General features: G+C 66.7%; 13 protein-coding genes. 4 read left to right on the top strand and 9 right to left on the bottom strand.

Annotated features, from left to right (window positions below):
• Positions 1 to 6 precede the first annotated feature (6 nt).
• Positions 7 to 2,289: an ATP-binding protein gene (locus tag ACIBK2_RS00105; RefSeq protein ID WP_396961906.1), complete on the top strand. Its 2,283-nt coding sequence runs from the start codon at positions 7 to 9 to the stop codon at positions 2,287 to 2,289.
• A gap of 5 nt (positions 2,290 to 2,294) precedes the next feature.
• Here the strand turns inward: ACIBK2_RS00105 and ACIBK2_RS00100 are convergent, their stop codons facing one another.
• Both ACIBK2_RS00100 and ACIBK2_RS00095 read right to left on the bottom strand, forming a co-directional pair.
• Positions 2,295 to 2,819, bottom strand: a complete 525-nt coding sequence (locus ACIBK2_RS00100; RefSeq protein ID WP_396961904.1) for a DinB family protein — start codon at positions 2,817 to 2,819, stop codon at positions 2,295 to 2,297.
• 50 nt (positions 2,820 to 2,869) lie between these two features.
• The gene (locus ACIBK2_RS00095; protein ID WP_396961902.1) at positions 2,870 to 3,496 is read right to left on the bottom strand and encodes a maleylpyruvate isomerase family mycothiol-dependent enzyme; all 627 of its coding nucleotides are present in this window, start codon (positions 3,494 to 3,496) and stop codon (positions 2,870 to 2,872) included.
• A 158-nt stretch (positions 3,497 to 3,654) separates the two neighbouring features.
• Between ACIBK2_RS00095 and ACIBK2_RS00090 the strand changes: the two genes are divergently transcribed.
• On the top strand, positions 3,655 to 4,848 hold the full coding sequence (locus ACIBK2_RS00090) for a cytochrome P450 (RefSeq protein ID WP_396961900.1): 1,194 nt from the start codon (positions 3,655 to 3,657) through the stop codon (positions 4,846 to 4,848).
• Here ACIBK2_RS00090 and ACIBK2_RS00085 read toward each other — a convergent pair.
• Both ACIBK2_RS00085 and ACIBK2_RS00080 read right to left on the bottom strand, forming a co-directional pair.
• On the bottom strand, positions 4,845 to 5,501 hold the full coding sequence (locus tag ACIBK2_RS00085) for a maleylpyruvate isomerase family mycothiol-dependent enzyme (RefSeq protein ID WP_396961898.1): 657 nt from the start codon (positions 5,499 to 5,501) through the stop codon (positions 4,845 to 4,847). The two genes, ACIBK2_RS00090 and ACIBK2_RS00085, sit on opposite strands and share 4 nt — an antisense overlap.
• A 170-nt stretch (positions 5,502 to 5,671) precedes the next feature.
• Complete coding sequence (locus ACIBK2_RS00080; RefSeq protein ID WP_396961896.1) at positions 5,672 to 7,396, bottom strand: amidohydrolase family protein; 1,725 nt, start codon at positions 7,394 to 7,396, stop codon at positions 5,672 to 5,674.
• Positions 7,397 to 7,593: 197 nt separating this feature from the next.
• Here ACIBK2_RS00080 and ACIBK2_RS00075 point away from each other — a divergent pair, with 197 nt between their 5' ends.
• The gene (locus ACIBK2_RS00075) at positions 7,594 to 8,334 is read left to right on the top strand and encodes a GH25 family lysozyme (RefSeq protein WP_396961894.1); all 741 of its coding nucleotides are present in this window, start codon (positions 7,594 to 7,596) and stop codon (positions 8,332 to 8,334) included.
• Between the two features lie 48 nt (positions 8,335 to 8,382).
• Here the strand turns inward: ACIBK2_RS00075 and xylB are convergent, their stop codons facing one another.
• On the bottom strand, positions 8,383 to 9,849 hold the full coding sequence (gene xylB / locus ACIBK2_RS00070; protein WP_396961892.1) for a xylulokinase: 1,467 nt from the start codon (positions 9,847 to 9,849) through the stop codon (positions 8,383 to 8,385).
• A 77-nt stretch (positions 9,850 to 9,926) separates the two neighbouring features.
• On the opposite strand from xylB, the gene ACIBK2_RS00065 reads away from it, so the two are divergent.
• The gene (locus ACIBK2_RS00065; RefSeq protein ID WP_396961890.1) at positions 9,927 to 10,430 is read left to right on the top strand and encodes a hypothetical protein; all 504 of its coding nucleotides are present in this window, start codon (positions 9,927 to 9,929) and stop codon (positions 10,428 to 10,430) included.
• Here the strand turns inward: ACIBK2_RS00065 and ACIBK2_RS00060 are convergent.
• The 4 genes from ACIBK2_RS00060 to ACIBK2_RS00045 are packed head-to-tail and all read right to left on the bottom strand — an operon-like array spanning position 10,422 to position 14,862.
• A complete protein-coding gene (locus tag ACIBK2_RS00060; protein ID WP_396961888.1) occupies positions 10,422 to 11,420 on the bottom strand; it encodes a glycoside hydrolase family 172 protein in 999 nt (332 codons plus the stop codon). The genes ACIBK2_RS00065 and ACIBK2_RS00060 overlap by 9 nt on opposite strands.
• A 19-nt stretch (positions 11,421 to 11,439) precedes the next feature.
• Entirely contained in the window at positions 11,440 to 11,907 is a 468-nt protein-coding gene (locus ACIBK2_RS00055; protein WP_396961886.1) for a thioredoxin family protein, read from the bottom strand.
• Between the two features lie 58 nt (positions 11,908 to 11,965).
• Positions 11,966 to 13,453, bottom strand: coding sequence for an FGGY-family carbohydrate kinase (locus tag ACIBK2_RS00050; RefSeq protein WP_396961884.1), 1,488 nt, complete (start codon positions 13,451 to 13,453; stop codon positions 11,966 to 11,968).
• Positions 13,450 to 14,862 (bottom strand): L-fucose/L-arabinose isomerase family protein, encoded by a 1,413-nt coding sequence (locus ACIBK2_RS00045; protein WP_396961882.1) that lies wholly within the window; start codon positions 14,860 to 14,862, stop codon positions 13,450 to 13,452. Before ACIBK2_RS00045 ends, ACIBK2_RS00050 begins: the two co-directional genes overlap by 4 nt.
• Between the last annotated feature and the right edge of the window lie 128 nt (positions 14,863 to 14,990).

Raw genomic sequence — 14,990 nt, 5'->3', positions numbered from 1 at the left:
CGGTACGTGACAGGAAACCTCCCCGCCGAAGTGACCAGCTTCGTCGGGCGGGGCAGCGAAGTCGCCACCGCCAGGAAACTGCTGTCCAGCACGCGTTTGCTCACCCTCACCGGGCCGGGTGGCGTCGGTAAGACCCGGCTGGCCAGGCGGGTGGGCGAGGCGGTGCGGCGGGCCTTTCCCGACGGCGTGTGGCTGGTCGAGGTGGCCCACGTCAACGACGGGGAACTGGTGGCGCTCAGCGTCGCGCAAGCGCTCGGCCTGCACGATGACACCAGTGCGCCGCTGGCAGGCCTCACTGATTACCTCGGCGGCAAGCACCTGCTCCTGATTCTCGATAATTGCGAGCACCTCATCGGCGCGTGTGCCGAACTCGTCGACCGGCTGATCGCCAGCACCCCCGACATCCGGGTGTTGGCGACCAGCCGGGAACCGCTCGGCGTGGTGGGGGAGCAGGTGCTGCCGATCGCGCCGCTGCCGGTGCCCGAAATCGACGAGGACTCCGGCGAAGTCGACGCGGCGGACAATGCGGCGCTACGGCTGCTGATCGACCGGGCCACGGCCGCGAACCCCGAATTTCGGGTCGGTGCGGCCAATCTCGGCGCGCTCGCGGCGATTTGCCTTCGGCTGGAGGGCATCCCGCTGGCCCTCGAACTCGCGGCGTTGCGGCTGCGCGCTTTCACGCCCGATCAGGTGCTGGAACGTCTCGATGACACCATGCGCCTGCTCACCACCGGCTTGCGGACCGCACCGGAACGACAGCAGACCCTGGAAGCCGCGATCCGCTGGAGCTACGACCTGTGCACCCCGGACGAACAGAATCTGTGGGAGCAGCTCGCTGTGTTCGCGGGCGGCTTCGATCTGGCCGCCGCTGAGGCGGTGTGCGGGCTCGATCCCGGTGCGCTGGTGGACGCGCTCACCGGTTTGGTCGACAAATCCGTGCTGAGCCATCGGCACGAGAGCGATGGCACCGGCCGCTACTCGATGCTCGAGCCGCTGCGGCAATTCGCGCTGGCGCGGTTGGCGGCGCATGGCGATGAGTACGCGCTGCGGATTCGGCACCGTGACCACTACTATCGGGTCGCGCAGCGCGGGCGCGTCGAATACTGGGGCGATGCGGACGTCATCTGGTTCCGCGATGTCACCCGCGAACACGCGAATATGCGTGCGGCGCTGCAGTTCGCGCTCGCCGACCCGGATGGTGCGCACCGGGGGTTGCAGATCGCCAGTGAGCTGCGCCCGTTCTGGGAGCACTATCGGTTCTTCCTGGAGGGCTACCGCTGGCTGATGGACGCGCTGAGCAAGGATCTCGCGCGCACCACCGACCGGGCGCGGGCGTTGGCCGCCGCGTCGGTCATCGCCGCGATGCTGTCGGATACCGTGTCGGCGCACCAGTATCTGAGCGAATGCGTCGCGATAGCAACGGAATTGGACGCCGAGGAGGTACTGGTCGAGGCGGCGCTGCTGTCGGCGGTGCTGGCGTTCGCCGAGGCCGACCCGATGCGGGCGCTCGAAATCGCCGAGGGCGCCGCCGTGCGGGCCCGCGCGTGCGGGCATCACGGCACGGAGATGGAGTGCTTGGCGTTCGGGTATGTGTGCGCGATGGTGCTGGAGGACGGACGCGCCGGGACGCTGGCCGAGCAGTTCCTGGCCAAGTCCGCCGAGCACGGTTCGCATCTGCTCGGCGGACTCGCGTGGTGGGCGGTCGGGACGAACCAGTGGCGAAACGGTAACGAGGACAAGGCGATCGAGGATCTGCGCCGCGCGGTCGAGCTGTTGCGGTTGTTCGATCGTTGCGTGTGGACGGCGTCGGTGTTCGACGGGCTGGCCTGGGCCGCGGCCGCCGGTGGTGACCAGCGCCGCGCCGCTCGGCTGATGGGGGCCGCGACGACGGTGCGGCGCGGCAGCACGCAGCGGCTCGCGCACGCCATGACCGACGTGGTCGGGGAGAAGGTCCGCCTCCAGGTGCATGACGCCATGGGGGACACCGACTTCGGCGCGGAGTTCGACAGTGGCGCCGCCCTCACCCTCGACGAGGCGGTGAACTATGCCCTCGGCGTCGAACAGGCCGACCCGCTACCGACGCCGAAAACCGCTGCCGACGACCAACTCACGCGCCGCGAGAAGGATGTTGCTCGCTTGGTCGCCGCCGGCTATAGCAATAAACGCATCGCCGCCGAACTGGTCATCTCGATCCGGACCGCGGAGAGCCACGTCGACCACATCCTCACCAAGCTCGGCTTCGAGTCACGCGCCCAAGTCGCGGCCTGGGTCAGTAGGCACGCGCTCTGACCAGGTCAGTCGCCAGTCGCGCCGTCGATACGCTCGCGCAGGAGGTCGGCATGCCCGTTGTGCCGGGCGTACTCCTCGATCATGTGCACGTAGGCCCAGCGGAGGGTGTACACCTCTTCCGGGCGGTGGGGGTGCGGGAAGGTGTGCTCGAGCGATAGGTCGGCGACCGCGGCGTCGGCCAACTCGAATTCACGCCGGTATGTCGCGAAATCGGTTGCGGGGTCAGCTTGTTCGGTGTCGTCGAAGTCGCCGTCCATGTTGTCCGTACTGCAGTAGAGGTACTCGATGTCCTCGCCCGTGGCGGCGCGGCGAAACCAGCCGCGCTCCACCTCTGTCATGTGCCGGACCAAGCCGTGCAGCGACAGCGTCGATGGCTCGACCGAACGCAGCTTGAGCTGCTTCTCATCGAGCCCTGCGCATTTCATCAGCAGAGTGGCACGGTGAAAGTGGAGCCAGCTCTGCAGCATCGGTCGCTCGTCGGCGATCAGCGGCGTTTCGGCTCGGGAGAGGTCGGGCGCAGTCCAGGTCACGTGGCGACTGTAACTGGACAGGGTAGTCCGTTGCTCGTGATTATCGTGGGTCAGCTACCGGTGAACCGCTTCGCGTTGTCCCCGTGCAGCTTCTCGGCGGGCAGTGTGCGTCCGCACAACACCAGCAGTAGGTCCTGGGCGTCACCGGTCACGACCTCGCCGGAGCCGTAGCTCCAGTCGAGATCATCGGCGCGCAACTCGATCCCCTCGAGATCGACCCCGAAGAACTTGACGCTCTTCGGATTGATGGCATCGAGCACGAGCCGTAGCCGGTCCTCGGGCACCTTGCGGTCCAGTCCGAGCGCGACAGTGATGTCCAGCCCGTGGATGACGTCGTGACTCAACGCCCCCTCGAACCCGCCACCCGGCGGCTTCCACGGGTGAGCAACGTTGTCCCACAACGACTTCAACAGATCCTCCGCAGTGAGCTCCGCGGCATCATGCCGCGCGGTACGATCCGACATCCGATGAAAACTCCCCACCGCCCGCACCATCTCCAGCGCGAACCGCGGCCTCGACAGCCGGAACGGCATGGTCATATGCGCGACCACCTCCCGCACCCGCCACCCCTCACATAGCGTCGGCGCATCCCACCGCTCAGCATCGAGCCCGGTCAACAACTCGGCAAGGTCGGTCCGCTCACCCGTGATCGCCCTGCGCACCTCGGTATCGGTCATAGTCTCTCCTCGCCCGCGATCATTCCCCGCGACGAGCCGACACGCCACACAACGCGGAAATTCATCGGGGTTTGCTGGGGACAGGCCGCGATCTGCATGATGGGCTGGACATCAGCACCCTGCCGACACGACCGCAAGAGCTAACCGGGAGTAGAGCTTTGACCGCACCCATCGCACCTTTCGATGCGGAGTACCTGCTCGACCCGCATGTCGTGCACCGCAAGCTGCGCGAGAGCGCGCCGGTCCATCGGGTCGTGCTTCCCGGTGGCGCCCAAGCGTGGTTGGTCACCCGTGCGACGGATGTCCGAAACGCACTCAGCGACTCTCGCTTTTCGATCGACAAGGGCTCATCTCGCGACGGCTACAAGGGCTTCAGATTTCCGCCGGTGCTGGAAGCGAACCTGCTCAATATCGACGCACCCGACCACACTCGCCTGCGCCGGTTGGTTTCCCACGCCTTCACCCGCCAGCGTGTCGCGAGCCTCCAGGACAAGGTCCAGGCCGAAACCGATGTCCTGCTCGACCGCCTCGCGGACCGGACGCAGCCCGAGCTCATCGCCGACTTCGCCGCGCCGTTGCCGCTGACGGTGATCAACGACCTGCTCGGCATCGTCAGCGAGGATCGAGAACAGTTCCGCAGCTGGACGAATACCCTGCTCGCACCCGATCCGAACGAGCCGCAGCAAGCGAAGCAGGCAGTCGTCGATATGGAGCGATTCATAGTCGACCTGGTCGCCACAAAGCGCGCTACGACCGCCGACGATTTTCTGTCCGATCTGATCGCTGTGCGCGATGCGGGCGACGAGCTCACCGAGGACGAACTCGTTTCCCTGGCATTCCTGATTTTCTGGGGCGGCTACCAGAATGGCGTCGAGTTCATCGGGAAAGCCGTGTTGGCGCTGCTCGATAACCCGGAGCAGCTTGCGGCGCTGCGTATCAGCGCACCCGAGGTGAGTGGCGCGGCGCTCGAGGAGTTGCTGCGGTACTCCCATCCGAGCCAATTCGCCGTTCGTCGGTTCCCGACCGAGGACATCACTATCGGCGGCGTTCACATCCCGGCGGGCGATATGGTGCTGCTCGGTATCGCCTCCGCCAATCGGGACCCGTCGTTCGTGCCTGACCCGGACAGGCTCGACCTGACGAGAGTAGACAACCCACATCTCGCGTTCGGTTACGGCATCCACTATTGCCTCGGTGCTCCATTAGCTCGCCTCGAGGCGCGCATCGCCATCGGAAGTCTTCTACATCGGTTCCCGCGTATCGAACTGGCCGTTCCGCGTGATGAGATCCGCTGGCGGTCCTCGTTCCGCGAACACGGCTTAGCGGCCCTGCCTCTGGTCCTCGGTACCTAGACGGGGAGGTGCTTGCGGTGGCGGCCGTGCTGGCCGGAACGGGTGAAGCGAATGGCGTTGCGGCCGTGCAGTTTCTCGTCGGGTACCGTGCGCCCGCACAGCACGAGCAGGAGGTCTTGGGCGGCGCCGGAGAGGATTTCGCCGGAGCCGTAGTGCCAGTCGAGGTCTTCGGCGCGTAGTTCGATTCCTTCGAGGTCGACGCCGAAGAATTTGACGATCTTGGGGTTGATGGCGTCCAGGACGTGGCGTAGTCGGTCCTCGGGCACTTTTCGGTCCAGGCCGAGGGGGACGGTGATGTCCAAGCCGTGGATGACGTCGTGACCCAGCGCGCCCTCGAATCCGCCGCCCGGTGGCTTCCAGGGGTGACCGACGTTGTCCCACAGGGACTTCAGTAGATCCTCGGGGGTGAAGCGTTCCGCATCGTAGCGGGCGGCGTGATCGGACATTCGGTTGAAACGGCCTGCCGAGCGGAGCATTTCGAGCGCGAAGCGGGTTTCGGAGAGGCGATACGGCAGGGTGATGTGCGCGACGACCTCGCGCACCCGCCAGCCGCGGCACAACGTCGGTGCGTCCCAGCTCTCGTCATCGAGCCACGTCAAGAGCTCGGCGAGTTCGGTCCGTTCCGCCGTGATCGCCGTGCGCACATCGGTCACCGTATCTCCTTACCGTGACACCGCGACATTTGCCCGGCCGAGCGGGCACCGTCGCGGAATTACTTAGGATTTGTCGGGAAATTCCCGTTCGGTGATGTTATTCCTAAAACTGGACGAAATGTCGCGGAGTGATTTTTCGGCGTTTCAGAACGGCGTGTCGCGTGTGCGGATCAGGTCGGCGTGAGGAATGTTCCCGCGTGCAGCGTGGTGCCGAACCCAGGGGCAAAGGTGCCGTATTCGTAAACGACGTGCCCGCCGACAATGGTCGCTGCCACCGCCCGATCATTGCGATTTACCATCCGATCCAGCCCGGCGATGCCGGGAAACGGCGTTTCGGCGTATTCGGCGCTGGAACCGTCGAAACCGGCCGGGTCGATAACGGCGATATCGGCGCGGGCGCCCTCGCTCAAGCGGCCGGTGTCCAAGCCGTACCATTCGGCAAGCTCACCGGTCAGCCGGTGCACCGCCGCCTCGATCGGCATGAACTTGCGCTGATAAGTCCGCTCCAGCATGCGGATGCCGAAGTTGTAGAAGGCCATATTGCGCAGATGCGCCCCGGAATCAGCGAACCCGACCTGAACATTGGGCGAGCGCTGCAGCTTGTCGAGCACCTCGTCGCGATCGTTGGCGATCACGGTGCGCCAGCGCAGCTTCGAACCGTGCGCGACGGCCAGGTCGAGCAGCGCGTCGGCCGGGTGGATGCCGCGCTTGTCGGCCACCTCACCGAACGACTTCCCGACCACCTCGGCCTCGGGGCAGGCCACGATCTGCGCGTCATACAGGTCCCGATGCCACACCCGCGGACCGTACTTCTTGGCGAGGTCCTTGCGGAACTGCCTGCGGTAGGACTCGTCGGCCAGCAACTCCCCGCGCTTCATCACGTCGCGGATATTCAGCGCCGCGACGCCGGAACCGAACTCCTCGAAGACCACCAGATCGACGCCGTCGGCATAGACCTCGAATGGCACCGGCAGGTGCTGCCACCGAAAGGCCGCCCCGCCCAGCCTGTTCGCGATCCAGGCCGCCGCGGTCGCGGCCCGCGCCGTGGTGCGATCGGCCTTCACGTCCATGCCCGCGATCAGGGTTGTCTTGAGCGGCTTACGGAATCGCCCGGCACTCTGCGCGAAGTAGCGCGCGATCTCCAGCCGCGAGGTGAGGTTCGGCGTGCTCTGATGAATCCGATTCCGTTGCCGCAGAATCTTGTTCAGCGCCGCGTATTCGCGCCAGCTCGCGTACGTCGACGGCAGCTGCCTGGTCGGGAAGCGCACACCCTCCAGCTTCGAGAACGAGCTACGGATGGTGGACAGCCCGAGGAATCCGGCATCGAGCGCGTCGGTCAGCATCTGCCGCATGCGATTCAGCTCATCGCCGGTCGGCCGCGCCTGCGGGTCCACCGCGCGACCGAGGCCCATGACGGCGACCCGAATATCCGAATGTCCCAGCAAGGCAGCCACATTCGCGCCGAGCGGGCGAGAGGCGAGCGACTCGGCGTAGGCGCGCGGACCGTCCCAGTTCTGGTGTTCCTTGACCGCACCGTGCACCGCGTCCCACGGCAACGCCTCCACCCTGGCGAACATGTCCGCGCAGTCGTCGGCATCGGAATACACCGTGGACAGTGAGCAATTCCCGATCACCACGGACGTGACCCCGTGCCGCACCGACTCACCCAGCCCGGGATTGCCGAGCACCTCCGCGTCGTAGTGGGTGTGCACGTCGAGCATGCCCGGAATGACCCACTTGCCCGTCGCGTCGATGGTCCGCGCACCATCGGGCAGCGGCTCGGCGCTGACCGCGACCACCTTGCCGTCCTTGATACCGACGTCCGCTGAACGCGGCGGCGACCCCGCGCCGTCGAACACCGACCCGCCGCGAATCACCACGTCGTAGAGCGTCATCTGCGCCTCCAAGGCTTCCGGTATCTGGTACCGCCGGTATTGAGTACATCGTTGCACGGGCGGTCACCCGGGGTCATCTGTTGGGCGCGGATACGCCGATCCATCCAGGACGTTCGCAGAAACGAATACGAGAACGGTGGGTCGCTCGGTCCACTCGCTGTCGCGGCAGCGGTACACACAGAGAACGGGGATCGTGCATGCGCGTCAGGTCCGCGCGGATCAGTACGCTGGCCGCCTTTTGTGTCGTGGCTCTGGTCGGCCTGCTGCCGCCGAGTACGGCCCGGGCGGACAGCGTCGTCGAAGGCCTCGACGTCGCGACATCCGGTGTCGTCTGGGCCGACGTGAAGAACAAAGGCGTCGCCTTCACCTATATGAAGGCGACCCAGGGCAGAGACAGTGCCAATCCGGCATTCTCCGAGCTGAACAACGGCGCGACTGCAGCCGGTCTGTTCCACGGCGGATATCACGTCGCCGCGCCCGATGCGAGCGCAGGCAGGGACCAAGCCAATTTCTTTGTCGACCATGCCGGTATCCGGGTAGTCGGTAGTGAGAACGATGCCAACGATGTAAAGACGCTACCGGGAGCCATCCTCCTGCGTGACGGCGCCAAGACGAACAAGTGCTACGGGCTCAGCCCCCAGCAGATGGTCGAATGGCTGAAGGAGTTCAGCAACACGTATAACACGAGGTCGAAAGGCTGGCGCCCGGTGATCGCGACTACCGCCGACTGGTGGAAAACCTGCACCGGTGACTCCGGCGAATTCGGTTCGACGAACTATTTGTGGCTACTGCACTCCGCCAGTTCGGCCGACGAGCTGCCGACAGCCTGGTCGGTCGGCACTATCGCGCAGTACAAAGTCGCCGGACCCAACAAGGGAGCGGACAGGTTCAACGGGGACGAGGCCGCGCTGGAGAAATTTGCCACGACTGTGCATTGAGTGTCGACGCTGCAGTTGGATAACTCAGCCGGCGCGGAGCGATGTCGTTCACTCGTGACTTCGCCACCGCCGACGTCGCCGCGGCGCCGGAGCGGGCGGCGGCGCACTGGACCTGCCGTAGAGATCCCCGTGCGCCCGCTGATATTCCGCCCGGATGCGGTTGCCGATCGATGCGGCATCCGGTGCGGGGATCTCGGCAACCGTGCGTGCGGGCCAACTCGGCGGTTCCGCCGCACCGCTGAGCGTCCAGGCAGCCTGGCGAGCCGCACCGACCGCGACGTACTCGATCGGCTGCGGAACCGTGACAGGCACGCCGAAGATCTGCGCGGCGATCTCCGCGACCAACGCGGAGCGAGCAGCCCCGCCGATCAACAGAATTCGGCGCACACCCGTGCCCCGCGACCGGAGATGATCGAGCGCCTCGGCCATATTGCACAGCATGCCCTCGAAGGCGGCCCGGGCAATGTGGCTGGGGCGCATGGTCTCCGGACGCAAACCGTGCAGACTGCCGGTGGCATGCGGCAGGTTCGGCGTACGTTCGCCGGACAGATAGGGGAGCAGGACCAGGCCGTCAGCGCCAGGAGGTGCCTGCGCGGCAAGCGATTCGAGCGTGGTCAGGTCGACGCCGAGCAGTTCGGCGGCGTATTCGAGGACGCGCGCGGCATTGAGGGTGCACACCAGCGGCAGGAATGCCCCTGTCGCATCGGCGAATCCGGCGACCGCACCGCTGGCATCGGCACTCGGCACCGCGGAGCGAGCGAAGACGGTGCCGCTGGTGCCGAGCGAAACCACCACGTCACCGTCGCCGAGCCCGAGACCCAGTGCGGCACCGGCATTGTCGCCGGTTCCCGCCGCGACGAGCACACCGCCCGGAGTGCGCCCGGCGGCCTCGGCAGGACCGAGCACCCTGGGCAATTCGGGCGTCCGGCCGCGAAAGCCAAGGGCGAGCAGGTCTTTGCGATACTCGCAGTCGGCCGGTGACCAGTAGCCGGTGCCCGAGGCATCGCCGCGGTCGGTGGTCGGTTCGGCCGCTCCGCCCCCGCGCAACCGCCAGGTCAGATAGTCGTGCGGCAGCATGATCCGCGCAGTGCGGTCGGCGAGTTCCGGTTCGTGATCGGCCAGCCAACGCAGCTTGGTCACGGTGAAGGCAGCGAGCGGCACGCTGCCGACGGCATCGGCCCACGCCTGCGGGCCACCCAGTTCGAGGATCAGCTCATCGGCCGCCGCCGCGGACCGGACGTCGTTCCACAGCAGCGCATCGCGCACCGGCCGCCCTTCGGCGTCGAGCGCGACCAAGCCGTGCTGCTGACCGGCCACCGCGATCGCGTCGACCTGCTCGAGCACACCTGCCCCCGCCGTGCTCAACGCATCCCACCAAGCCTCCGGCGACACCTCGGTGCCGTTCGGATGCGGCGCGTTCGCCTGGTGCAGGATCTCGCCGGTGTCCGCATCGCACACCACCACTTTGCAGGACTGGGTGGAACTGTCCACCCCGGCCACCGTCGCCGCACACATCCCTCCACCTTGCACCCGAAGCGTCCCCGCACGACGCATTTCGGGTATTCGAAGACCGGATCGGGCACACTGGCCCGGTGACTGACGATCCGGACCGACCTGCCGACGTGCACGTCCGGACCGGTGACGGAACACCGGTGCCGGAGTTGACCGACGACTTGCTCACCGAGTTGCTCGACGAGCCACCCGACCCGGAATGCCCGTTCATCGTGATCAATCGCGGCGACCAGGAGTACATCCAGACCCGGTTGCTTCCCGACGGCGTCTACGAGATCGAGCATCGCGCCGACGGGTCGGACGAGCAGTTCCAGATGTACACCTCCGACGCCCGCCTGGTCCGTGACGTCATGTGGGCGTGGGTGGACGAAGACCCGTGGTGGCACGACGCCGTCGCCTGGTACCGCGTCGATCCGGCGGTCGCGGAGGTGCAGTCCGTGCTCCGCGATTTCGAGGATCTGCTCGGCGGCGTGTCGGTGCTGGACGACATCCAAGCCACCATGGACGACGCGATGGCCCGCGCCGACGAGCTGCTGGCGATGGACATCGATGAGCTGTCCGCGGAGCCCGACGAATCACCGTGACGTCTGATACCACCACGCGGTGCTGGCGATGTCCGCATTCTCCAGCGGCAGATAGGCATCCCCCTGCCAGCCGAGCGCCTGCACGGTGACGCGCAAGTCGCAGTCGAAGCAGATCGGGTCGCGCGCATGCCAGCGGTACATGCCGAATTGCTGGTCCTGCTGGTAGATCTCGTCCGGCGGCAGTACCTGGACGAGTCCGACGTACGGCGCCGAGTACATGCGGTAGGTGCCGTCGATGTCGAAATTCCAAGCGCCGCCGAAGTAGTCCTCGGTGCCGGTGCCGCAGATCGTGGGGAAGTCGGTGTCGCCGTCGAGATAGAACTTGAACTCGCCCTCACCCCACCAGCCGGGGGCGTTGGGCTGCATCGCCAGGAAGGTACCGACATAACGGCCAGGGCCGGGCACGGTGTCCAGCACCGTGTGGATGGCGGGGTGGCCCAGCGGATTCCGGCGTGACCATTGGGTGTGCAGGTAGCCGGCGGTCGCCGGCACGTCCTCTTCGGTGTAGGTGACCTGGTAATACACCGGAACCGTACGGCCGGAGCGGTTTTCCAGGGTGATTGTGGCGTGTTCGCGAAACGGCATGGGCCAGTAGCTGTTCAAGCCACCGGCCGGGCCCACGACGACCATTTCCGAACTGACCAGGGCCAGTTCGCCCCAGCCGTTGCAGAAGAAGTACCCGACCGGTAGCTCGATCGCGGGCTCGGCCGCGTTGTCCCAGGACATCCGCAGGAAGATGTCGTGCAGCGCACCACGATCGGTGGTCAGCCAGATGTGGCGCACCACGCCGGGGCCGGAAATGTCTGCCAGCGTGGCGGTTTCACCGTCGTCCAGCAGGATCGACGGCGACACCTTCCACCCGACACCGAGGAACCGGGCCGCGTGCGCGCCGGTGCCGGTGGTCGCGCGACCGCCCTGGCCGGGGGCGCCCGTCGGGTTCTCGGCGCTGATCGACCGCGTGCGCGTGTTGTCGAGCTGCCATAGTTCCATCGGGCGCCTCCAGGGTTGGTTACAGGCCGGGCCAGCCATATCTACTAGGGGTCGGGGCGAGTCCCGCCATGCGCGAAGTCCCGCCCGGTACCGCAGGGGTGGCCGCGCCGTACGGGTCGGCCGGCGTGCCGTACTGCTCGGCGAATTCGCGGCGGATCTTTTCCATGTCCAGCCATTTGATGTTCTGGACGAGTTCTTCGAGCGATTCGGCGTCGAGATAGCCCGCCTCGTTGTAGACCAGCAGGCCTTCGCGATAGGCCATGATCGTCGGGTACGCGGTGACCTCCGCCGCGTTCTTCATCTCTTCTTCCGCCACGGCGTCGACGGTGCCGTGCACGACGTCGCGGTGCCGTTCTGCCGACGACTCGAAGATCGGTGCGAACCGAGTGCACCAGCCGCACCAGTCGGCCCACCAGTCGACGAGCACGATGGGATTGCGGGTGATAACCGACTCGAAATTTTGCGGGGTCAGGGCGAGAGTGGGCATGAGATCCTCGTATTGAGTCCGACAGAGCAACCCTGCATCCTCGCATGGCGGGCGAGGTTCAGGAAAACACCCCCTTGCGGTGTTGTTCGCTCGCGAGGAAATGGGTAATAGCAGCACTGCATTCATAGAGTTCGCGGTATCGCTGGTAGTACGCATCGTATTCTCCGGTGCGTTCAGGATACGGCTCGACGGTGGCGACCACCGGATTCCATTCCGTGGTCTGGAACCCCGCGGCCTCGGCCGCGAGCAGCGCGTCGCCGAGGCACGCGCCGATCGTTTCGGCGGGCAATTGCTGGGGCAGGCCGGTCACATCGGAGACGATCTGCGTCCACAGCCTGCCCTTGGTGCCGCCGCCGACGGCGACCAGCCGCCCGGCCTGACCACCGGCCTCGGTCATCGCCGCGAGATTGTGCCGCACGCCGTAGGCGATGCCTTCCAGTACCGCCCGATAGAGTTCGGCGCGGCCGTGTCCGAGGGTCAGGCCCGCGACGATGCCCCGGGCGTCCGGATCGAACAGCGGCGTGCGTTCGCCGGCGAAGTAGGGCAGCACCAGCAGTCCGCGGCTGCCTGCGGGCACCTGCGCGGCCTCGGTGACGAGGTCGGCGAACTCGCCGCCGACGAGGTTGCGCAGCCAGTCGGTCACCGCGCCGGAGGTAGCCATGCCTGCCGCGAGAGTGTATGTGCCGGGCCAAGTTCCGCAGGTGCCCCACAGTCCGCGATGTGGGCGTGGGTCGGTCAGTACCTGGACCAGAAACATGGTGGTGCCGTACATGACCATCGCGTCGCCGGGCGCGCGAACGCCGACGCTGGCGGCCTCGGCCCACGCGTCGATGGTGCCGGTGGTGACCGGAAGACCAACGGGCAGACCGGTACTGGCCGCTGCGTCGGCGCAGACCTGGCCGATCACCTCGGTCGGCCACGCGAGTTCCGGCAGCCGCAGGCCGGGCGCCACGAGTCCTGCCCAGTCCGTGGCCCATTCGCGGTTCAACAGGTCGTACATCGGCACGCACTGGCTGGCCGATTGATGATCGAGCACATACCGGCCGGTGAGTCGGTGCACCAGAAAGGAACTCGCCATCAGCAGCATGCTGGTCTCGGCGGCGACCTGTGGCTCGTGGCGGGCCAGCCAGCGCAGCTTCGGTCCGACGGCTTGACTGGTGAGCGGGGATCCGGCGCGCTCGAGCACGGCCTGCTCGCCGAGTTCCGCGTTGAGTTCGGCGATTTCAGCGGTTGCCCTGGTATCTACGCCGTAGAGGATCGCAGGCCGCAGCGGCCGGCCGGTCGCGTCGGCGGGGAGCAGGCACGGGCCGATGCCGGAGACGGCGAGTCCGTCGAGGGCGGTGCCGTCCGCCGCGTCGACGAGGTCGCGGATGATCGCGACGAAGTCGGCCCACCACACCTGCTCCGCATCGTGCTCGAACCAGCCGGGGTGGGGCGTCGAAACACCGTGCGCGCGTTCGGATCTAGCGAGGATGGTGCCGTGCTCGTCGGTCAGCACACCCTTCGAACTCGAGGTACCGATGTCGACGCCGAGGAACCTCGTCACCGGACGAACTCGTCCAGGGTGACCCCGAGCAGGTCACACGCCGCCCGCACGGCTGCCCGATGGTCACCCGGCACCGCGTGAATGTGGTTGGCGCCGAAGCGGGACAGGAAGTCCTCGGCGCGCGCATCCAGCCGGGCGAAGGCGTGCGGCCACTCCCAAGTCGACTGTTTCATCAGCGCTTCGTTGGTCTGCTCGTCGTAGGTCTCGAAGTCGCCGAGCATCAATTGCATTCGGTAGTCGCCGTCCTTGCGGGTGAGGCGGGCCAGCGTCATGCCGCCGGGCGCGGCCAGATGGTGCACCGAGGCGCCACCGGCCGGGAAGAAGAACACCTCCGGATACAGATGCACCTTGGCGAGGTTCTCGGCCGGGTCCGCGCTGCGGGCGGCGAACCACGTCGCGTGCTGGCCGGAATTGCACAGGTCCCAGATGTCGCGGTCGGCGTGGTAGTGCCGCACATCGGCGAAAAGCACCGGGGTGCCCGCGATCTGCTTGAGCAGCTGCATGGTGAGCGCGCCGTCCATGTCCGCCTCGGTGGCGCACACGTGGGTATCCTTCGGCCCGTTCCAGTCGTAGGGATCGTTGAGGAACGCCTCGGTGATGTCCATCGTGGCGAAGTACTGGGTGAGTTCCGGTTGGCCCTTGATGCCCGAAAAATCAAGCCGCCATTCGGCAATCAGCTCCCGCACCGCGAGGTACGAACGGATCTGGCGCTCCAGGATCTCCGGCGTCAGCTTCGCGCCGTCGTAATGCACGCCCGCGGCATGGCGTTCCAGCCATTCGCGGGCCGCCTTCGCCTCGCTCGCGTCGGCCAGTTCGGCCCGCCGCACGATCTCCCACTGATCGATCTCCTCGACATCGATGCCGAAGATCCGTTGCCACTGATCGGTATTGGCGACCGCCGTGTTCATTCCCATCGGTCGTCCGCCGAACCGCCCGAAGGTGCTGCCGCGCAGGCTCGCCACCGCCGCGGCCGCACCGGCCCGCACGCCGATCGCCTCGATGAGCGCGGAATCGGCCGGATCACCCCACAATCGGGCGTGATCGCGCCCGATCTGATCGAGCGCGCCGCCGGCCGCCAGCATGCCGACCATGCCGGGCTGTACCGGATCGATGTTCGACAGCAGCAGTAGCGGACCGGGCGTGGCGCCCGCGGCCAGCATGGTGAAATGTGGGAAAGCCCAGACCGCGTAATGGAATACGGTCAGATCGACCTCGGCGGCGGCCACCGCCCGTGCCACCGAACTCGCCAGGGCGTTGTCGCTGATCGGTGCCGCGCCACGGACCACCTCGTGCCCGGCCTGGGTCAGCGCCGCGACCAAGTGATCTTCCGTCGTTCGGATGAAGTCCGAGATGCCCGCGTGCACATAGTCGCGACCGTCGGACATGCTGATTACACCGATACGGGCCATGCCGGTCCCTCCGCGCGGGTGGGTGGTCGGATACACGATTCAACTCAAGAAATACCAGGCAGAACAGAACGTTTGGGCGGATTCGGCAAATCGAGCGACCACCCCGGTCGGTGGCTTGCGATTTGCTA

The organism is Nocardia sp. NPDC050175, from assembly GCF_044459885.1.
In the GTDB taxonomy this organism is placed as follows: Bacteria; Actinomycetota; Actinomycetes; order Mycobacteriales; family Mycobacteriaceae; genus Nocardia.
The sequence above is the reverse complement of the archived record's forward strand: the minus strand, read 5'-3'. Positions and strand labels throughout refer to the sequence as shown.